The organism is aff. Roholtiella sp. LEGE 12411, from assembly GCF_015206995.1.
In the GTDB taxonomy this organism is placed as follows: Bacteria; Cyanobacteriota; Cyanobacteriia; order Cyanobacteriales; family Nostocaceae; genus Komarekiella.
In genome coordinates, this window is record NZ_JADEXR010000224.1 from 1 (window position 1) to 7,371 (window position 7,371).

Genomic DNA, 7,371 nt, shown 5'->3' on the forward strand with positions numbered 1-7,371 from the left:
TAATTGAGGGGGTGAGAGGTGGTTGCCGTCGGCAACCACCTCTCACCCCCTCATAATGATTATCATTATTGTTTAAATGTCAGCTTATGATTTTTGTTGAGTAATTTATTCCTTGGAAGTCCCTTATAAGAGGTTTTATCGGTCAGGTATAATCCCCCTTCTGCAAGCTTTTGAAGCCAAAAAGGTGCTTTGTTTTCGGTCAGGTTTTCAAGGATATTTTGTATTGTACTAAGCCGAACTCCGCAAAGCCTTGACAATCCTCGTTGACTCATTCCTGATTCTCCAGTACTGATAACTGTAAAATACTCGATACCATCTATTTCTTGACGTAGAATATCATCAGACATCATTAACCTCGTTGGTTTTGGTGTAAGGGGCGATCGCAGGTTTTCCAGGCAGGCGATCGCCTTCGATTGAGCAGATTGGAGTTTATAAGAGGCAGTCTTGCTGGGGGCATCGGGGCATCGGGGCAGGGGGCAGAGGAGAAAGAATTTATACAAGAACTCTCCTGTGCACCTGTGCTCCTCTGCCCCCCGGCTCAAGAGATCCCCTGCTTTTTCATTGCATTCCTCTCTCACCGCCTATAAATATAGTATAACAATGTATAACAAAGTATATGAGTGATTCTAGGCTAAACAAGCATAAGAGTTTTATGCACTTGGATCGAATAACATTAAAAAATATCTATGCAATAAACATTGCTAAATACAGTGTTTAACCTTGTTATACAAAAGTGTTATACTCTGATGGATATCAATAGACATCATTTTATGTAGGCTATTAAAATGGCTACTAAACTTGCAGCTTTTAGGCTTCCAGAGGAGATTTTGGAAATTATAGAAGCTTTAGCCAAAGATAAAGGAACCGATAAAACAGCGATCGTTACTGAAGCGTTGAGACTTGGCTTATCGGCTTTGCAATCTGGTGAGGTTGTCATACAGCGCAAGCAGCCATTGTCGGTTGAAGAAATTGAAGCGATTGTTGACAAGAAAATAGAAGAGAAGCTGGGGGAGCTAGCCGCCTGAGAATTAAATCTTATCTTCGTTAAGCTTATGGATCAGTCAACCGTTGATAGACTAACAAAACTCGCTCCCCAAATTGGGCGCTTTCTCGATTTGCATCCTTCGGAGCAGGCTTGGCTTTACCCCTTAATAGGTAAAGCAGAAAGAAGGGCGATCGCTATCCTAGAATGTATACAGGGCAATTATCTAAGCTATAAGGAAATAGGCGAACAAACTGATACCCATCCAAATACAGTTAAACAGACTTTGTATGCTCTCTCAAATGGCGGCATCAATTTTAGGGTTGATAGCTCTAATAAGTGGATGACCCCGCAAGGGGGACGAAACCGGAAACTTACAAGAATAGACGGGAGGATGAAAGCCCGTGAGATATAGGTGCGTAGCACCGCATATCGTGCTTCAGACACGGGATGAAATGCGACTCGGTAGGTTTTAGCCTACTGTAAATATTGTATAAAGTTTTCAAAGTCCTCGGATATCTTATACTCCTAGTGATAGTATAAAGTAGGAGGTAAAAACGATGCTTGTTTTTTCCTGTTTGGCTCATATCTGGGTAAAGAAGAGGGTAAAGGGTAAAGGGAAACCTTTAACCCTTTCCCTTCTAGGTAAACCGCTGTCCGCGCCCAAGTGAGCGCCAGGACTGGAAGATAATTACCTAGACAGTATACAGGCGAGCGTTACCCAACTTTGGGGGTTTAAGTCCCCTGTCCCCTGCAACAAAGCCGCAGCGATAGCGAAAAGCAGCAAATTGGTTTAATCCCTGCCATACCCCTCATCAATCATAAGAGCCAGCGTTTCAGCATTAAATCTGGTCAGCGATCGCACGTCCAAAAATTCTGTTGATTAGCCCCATTTTTCGCATAAATTTCATTACTATTGCTTATTGACAAAATGTTCATCACCTTAACCTCTCACTGATGCCACATCCCGCAAGAGCGCTGATATATATAATGTGAAAGTGAAAGGGCAAGTGCTTGAGCCTAGGTCGGGAGCACCATATTTGCTACTGCCCTGTTCACTGCCTTTGAGAATTAACGAAGTGGTTTTTTCCTTGAACCAGGAATACTCAACTTTTGAACAGCGAGGCGTTTAGTTTGTTCACCACGACGGTCATACCTAGCAGTTTGGTCAGAGGTTGCGTGTCCTGCTAATCTTTGTACTGTAGAAATGTCTTCACCAGAGTTGAGCAAATCAGAGATGAAAGTTCTGCGGAAATCATGAGCCGAAAAGTCAGTTACTCCCACTTGTTCACCGCGTTTTTGCAAGATGAACAGCACTGCTTGAGAAGTCAGTCGTCGCAGTATCACACGCCCACACTTGTTTACATGGCACAGCATAGGGCCAGAAGAAGACCCTCTAATGCTAAGCCAATCTAAAACGACAGTCAGGGCGCTATCAGGTAAATACACAGTCCGGTCTTTTCCACCTTTGCCACTGTGTACCATTAAAGCACCATCGTTCAAGTCAAAGTCGATTAAGTTTAAATTTACCACTTCAGACCGCCGCACACCTGAACCGCGCAAGATGGCAACAAGAGCAGCATCTCTGTAACCAGTGGGAGTGGGGTCATCAAAGCAGGCTTGGATTAAATCAGCAATTTCTTTCTCTTTAAGCGCACGTCCCCGCAGTTGCTTTGTGACTTTCACATTGGGGATGTCTACAGCACGAGCAAAATCAACAGCGTCCATCAACTCTAATCGTAGGGCTTCTTTTAAAACTCGTCGCAAAGCACACAGCATTTTGTTGACATAAGCTGGTGAGTGCTTCTCTATTAATGTAGCTCGTACCGCCGCCGTATGTTTATAACGCAGCCTTGCCCAGTTTAAGGTCAACGCATCACAAATACCATCGGTTAATAGTCGAGCGATCGCATTTAGAGCTTGTTTCATAGCTGGACGGGAGCCGGGGGCAAGTTGCGATAAATAAACCGTCGCCGGATGTTCAATTAGTGATGTCGGCGCAGTCAGGGCTAAGGGGTTAAGTGACGAGTTTTCAATGGTTTGGTGCATTTACTTATCCGAACATGGCTTCTCGTAAGCCACATTCGGATAAGTAATTTTCCCACACCTTAGTACCAGTGCGATCGCTTATTTTTGTCAGTCTTGCTCAAAAGTTATCAGCAAGAATTAGCGATTTAACGAAATAACGATTTCGTCCTTCAATCAAGGCAAGGACAACAAACGTAAAGGGTATTTTAGAATAGCGTTTTTGCTGTTGTGTCCACCTCTGTTGTGGTTGCACAATTAACTCGCCGTTGTAATAAGTGGCTCCTTCTGGTTCCCATAGTTCTACTGGTTCGGCGTTGGGGTCTTCTCGAAAGTCCAAGCAGGTGTCAGCAACTGATCCATTAGGATGGACGGTACAGACAAGGTGAGGATTATGTGAGTATAAGAGACAGCAATCGCACTCTGGAAGTTTTGCCATAGTATCAGTTTACTGTCTGTTCCAAGCGATGGTTCCAGGCGGGTAATTTTTTCGCTTGAGTTTGATTAGGGGCAAGGATATCAATGTAGGTAGCGATCACTGACTTCTAACTGGGAACCATAAAATTAGAGTCATTTTTAATACTTATGTTTTCTAACTTTAGCTTTGTTGCAATTAGCATTCTATTTCTAGCTCAAACGGCGTTACCTGTTGTTGCTAATAATTTTAGTGCCACAGTTGTAAGCATCGGTGACGGCGATACAATACGTGTGAGAACTGGTAACAAAACTGTAACTGTGCGTCTAGCTTGCATTGATGCACCAGAGACGAAACAAAGTCCTTGGGGACAACAATCATTAGCAAGACTCAAACAATTGCTGCCAGTGGGACAAACAATTACCCTACGCTCTACTGAAACTGACAAATATAAGCGCTTGGTTGCAGAAGTGTTTGTCGGTAATCGCAATGTCAATGTCAATATGGTGGAAGAGGGACAGGCTGTAGTCTATCGTCAGTATCTCAAAAACTGCCCAGAGTCTAAAGATAGTCTGTTACAAGGCGAAAACAGAGCCAAACAACAGCGTTTAGCTTTTTGGAGTCAGGCTAATCCTGTGATGCCTTGGGACTTCCGTCACAGAATTACTCAAAAGTCAACCTCGCAGCCAACTCAAGGGCAACAACAGAGTAACTGTGATCTCTCTTACCCAGATTTTTGCATTCCTAAGAATTCATCCAATTTGAATTGTCGAGACATTACGCAACGAAGATTTAAGGTGTTGCCACCTGACCCTCATGGCTTTGACCGAGATAGGGATGGCATTGGGTGTGAACGATAGAAAATCTAAGTTAAATTATCAATTACATCGCTAAATTCTCAATCAAACTAGGGTTTTCGTTGCGATGTGCGTTAGTCAGACATTTCCTATTGACCATGTGCGCTGAAAAACTCTATAACTTAAGCCAATGTGGCTCTCCATTGTTTTGCAAAGAAATCTTTACAAAGAGATTTGGTATGCACTCTAAAAAGAGAAAATCCTGGCTAAATTCTGCGAAAACAGCAAAAATAGTTGTGTTAATCAAAATAATTATTAGGGCAATTACTTATGGCAGCACCTACTACAACAAGAGAGAAAGCCGTGAAGGCAACAATTTCTTTAGGCTCTATTCCGCTAGATGTTTATCTTTTGCCGGATGGTAGTTACAAACTATATGTTGAGTCAGTCACGGCGGCGATTGATAAACCAAGTAATGACTTACTAGACTTTTTACAGGGGAAATCGTCCCAGGCTTTACCTTATAAGAACAGAAGGGTATTACAAGAACCGATGATTGAGGTGGAAGGGTATGGTGGTTCCATCAAACCTATTCCTGTAGAATTAGCTACTGCGTACTGGTTTCACCGTGCGCTCAAAAATAATGCAATAGCACAGGCACTTGTTCAAGCCTCTTTGATGGAAACAATTGAACGACGAGCAGATGTAGCATTTGAGTGTAAGCGTACCGAAGTAGAATATAATCAAAAATTTGGTGACAGGCTAGAAGAAGCTTTAGCTTATAACAGAGAGGAAATTGAGGATAGAAGACTTATCGGTGATTCGTTATATTTCCCGCGTGGAATTAATTAGTTATTGTGACTGCCATATCTTGCTTTACGCGACATTTATCAGGCGATCGCTAGACTGATTCTCCAAAATACATGCCTATGTTCTAACTCCAGGTTGAGCAAAATCGGAATATAAGTGATAATTATTACTTTAAAACCAGAAGTCTGATAAAAATAAACTTAATTAGAACTCCCTAGAAATTTAGCAATAAAAATGGCTGTAAGTATTACTCCACAACAATAAAAACTTCCTAGAAAAATCGGAGCTAAATGAAAAAGTAGCATTAATTGCTCAGCACAAATACTAGAAAAATTAAGTACTCCATATTCCGCTCACATTATTCGTGTGACTCGCTCTGCCAAAAACGCAATTCGTTTCGGAAATACCTGTCAGTTTTCTTGGACTCGTTCCGCCAATGACCCCAGGCAACCACCAACTCGTCTCCCAAGTCCTGCACCACCTCACCCTTGTCCGCATACAAAGTGCGGTAAGGATCAGCGTGGGCCACGATAGAACCAACGCCAATTGTTGGAGGTTCAGTAGATGCGTTCTGGAGTGCGGTAATCAGCTTTGTCTCCTGGGTGGTCAATTCTCCCCGATAGTCCTTCTCAATTGACTGATATTTTTCGGCCACTGCCCAATAGTCCTGCCAACTGCACTTAGGCTTGGACAACACCTCCCGAATCTCACTAACCGCCTGGGGTAGTAGCTGCAATTGCTCCGTTCTTATCGCTATAGCCTGTGGTGTCGGCTCACTCCCCAGAATTATTGCCGCAGCTTCCAACGCTTGAGCGTTGTTCATAGCGCTAGCAATCTGCTTTAATGCCATACCAAGAAGCCGCAAACATTCTTGGGCATTTTCCTTGGGCGGTTCAACCGAGAGCGATCGCAAATCAATGGTTTTCTCTAGGGACTGTTTCACCTGCTTGTTCAAAGCTTTAGTCGCCTGAGCAGTCATGGTATTTCCCCATTGTTGACTAGGACGCTCTTGCACGGCGTGTTCTAGCTCCTGGATTCGTTGTTGGAGTCGCTGATTCTCCGTCTCCAGCTTCCTCAATCCTTCCATTTCATCCAAGCGCTGCTGTAACTGGAAATTTTGCTGTTTCTGCTGCTGTAGTAATTCCTGGTATGCCGACAGTTGCTCCTTCATTTGTGCTTCGGCTCTGGCGGTTGCTTCAACTTGCAAGCCAATCCTCAATTCTGGCTCCAGTCGCTCTAACTCAAGCCTGTGCTGCTCTTTGAGAAATGCGATGCTTTCAATATTTTCAGGAACCAATGGTTCTTTGACTTTTTTGCGTGGTGGCGGAGGAACCACTTTTTTAGCAGCAGCAGCAAAGTCGGCTTCACTAGGGGAGGAGTTGCCTTCAAGTGCGATCGCTACGGCTTGTTTTAATTTTTCTGGTTCTTTGGCTAGCCGCAGCAGTGAACGAGCTTGGCGCTCATTTTTGATGTGTTCGCCCAATTCTCCCGCAGCAACAATAACCTTATGCGCTCCTAGCAGCTGATTGATTCGCCGATAACCGCCCCAAGCAGATAATTCGCCAGTGCAATATTCTTCAAAGTTTTGGTAGCCAGCATCCTTATATATATGTTGTTCTCGCATCAAGAGAATTTCATCTACCGCCTGGGACTCGAATCGGTCGATGGCGGTGAAAGTTTCTTTGATGCTGCTGTTGATCAAATCGTAATCGATTGCTGTGCTTTGTTTTCTATCTAGTGTCAGCATGGCTCTAAACACAATTGTTTGCGATCGCCTCATCAAATGGTTGATGAATTTTTCAAACAAGATCCAGTCGCATTAAATCACTGCCTGCGAGTGGACAGAGGAAATGCTTTAACTTGTCCTCGATGTCCTCTAAGATGACCACCGCCTGTTTCACCCCATGCTCAAAAACAAACCGCGCGACAATCCCAACTTTGTCGTGTCGCTTACTACCAGGAAAGTAAACCCGCACCTTTGCACCAAAGGTAATTTCTGGTGTGGTTGCTCCCGTGGGGTACTGGGTTTGGGACGGGATTTCCCCTGACCCTTTGCCCTTTAACCTTGTCCCGACCTCTTCAACAGCGCCATTTACCAGGGATTTCTGTTGAGAATTGTCAGTTTGCTGGTTTGTCACTAACTCAATTGCAGTCTCTGTGACAACAGGCGTTACACCAGTTACGGTGTCATCTCTAGTTTCAACAAGAAAGGCAGGAGGCAGGAGGCAGGAGGCAGGAGGAATACTGTTTTCGCCCTCTGCCCGTAACCAGAGGGAACAGGGGTCTGAGTCCCCCACCATAATCTCTGATTTGGTGGCCAAGAATTGGGCGGGGTTAAAGCC

General features: G+C 44.0%; 9 protein-coding genes. 4 read left to right on the forward strand and 5 right to left on the reverse strand.

The features are described from left to right. Positions 1-65 precede the first annotated feature (65 nt). Positions 66-500 carry a hypothetical protein gene (locus tag IQ246_RS27860; protein WP_194006530.1) on the reverse strand — a complete coding sequence of 145 codons (435 nt, stop codon included), beginning with the start codon at positions 498-500 and terminating at the stop codon, positions 66-68. Between the two features lie 285 nt (positions 501-785). Between IQ246_RS27860 and IQ246_RS27865 the strand changes: the two genes are divergently transcribed. Both IQ246_RS27865 and IQ246_RS27870 read left to right on the forward strand, forming a co-directional pair. Further along, positions 786-1,025 carry a hypothetical protein gene (locus IQ246_RS27865; RefSeq protein WP_194006531.1) on the forward strand — a complete coding sequence of 80 codons (240 nt, stop codon included), beginning with the start codon at positions 786-788 and terminating at the stop codon, positions 1,023-1,025. 27 nt (positions 1,026-1,052) lie between these two features. Beyond that, positions 1,053-1,397 (forward strand): hypothetical protein, encoded by a 345-nt coding sequence (locus tag IQ246_RS27870; RefSeq protein ID WP_194006532.1) that lies wholly within the window; start codon positions 1,053-1,055, stop codon positions 1,395-1,397. 656 nt (positions 1,398-2,053) lie between these two features. Here the strand turns inward: IQ246_RS27870 and IQ246_RS27875 are convergent. Both IQ246_RS27875 and IQ246_RS27880 read right to left on the reverse strand, forming a co-directional pair. After that, on the reverse strand, positions 2,054-3,031 hold the full coding sequence (locus tag IQ246_RS27875) for a site-specific integrase (RefSeq protein WP_194006533.1): 978 nt from the start codon (positions 3,029-3,031) through the stop codon (positions 2,054-2,056). 97 nt (positions 3,032-3,128) lie between these two features. Further along, positions 3,129-3,446: a hypothetical protein gene (locus tag IQ246_RS27880; RefSeq protein ID WP_194006534.1), complete on the reverse strand. Its 318-nt coding sequence runs from the start codon at positions 3,444-3,446 to the stop codon at positions 3,129-3,131. A gap of 146 nt (positions 3,447-3,592) precedes the next feature. Between IQ246_RS27880 and IQ246_RS27885 the strand changes: the two genes are divergently transcribed. Both IQ246_RS27885 and IQ246_RS27890 read left to right on the forward strand, forming a co-directional pair. Beyond that, on the forward strand, positions 3,593-4,282 hold the full coding sequence (locus tag IQ246_RS27885) for a thermonuclease family protein (protein WP_194006535.1): 690 nt from the start codon (positions 3,593-3,595) through the stop codon (positions 4,280-4,282). A gap of 267 nt (positions 4,283-4,549) precedes the next feature. Continuing rightward, positions 4,550-5,071, forward strand: coding sequence for a hypothetical protein (locus IQ246_RS27890; RefSeq protein ID WP_194006536.1), 522 nt, complete (start codon positions 4,550-4,552; stop codon positions 5,069-5,071). Between the two features lie 316 nt (positions 5,072-5,387). Here IQ246_RS27890 and IQ246_RS27895 read toward each other — a convergent pair whose 3' ends face one another. Further along, a complete protein-coding gene (locus tag IQ246_RS27895) occupies positions 5,388-6,776 on the reverse strand; it encodes a hypothetical protein (protein ID WP_194006538.1) in 1,389 nt (462 codons plus the stop codon). Between the two features lie 52 nt (positions 6,777-6,828). Continuing rightward, the coding region (locus tag IQ246_RS27900; RefSeq protein WP_208492332.1) for a hypothetical protein at positions 6,829-7,371 on the reverse strand (543 nt) is incomplete at its 5' end.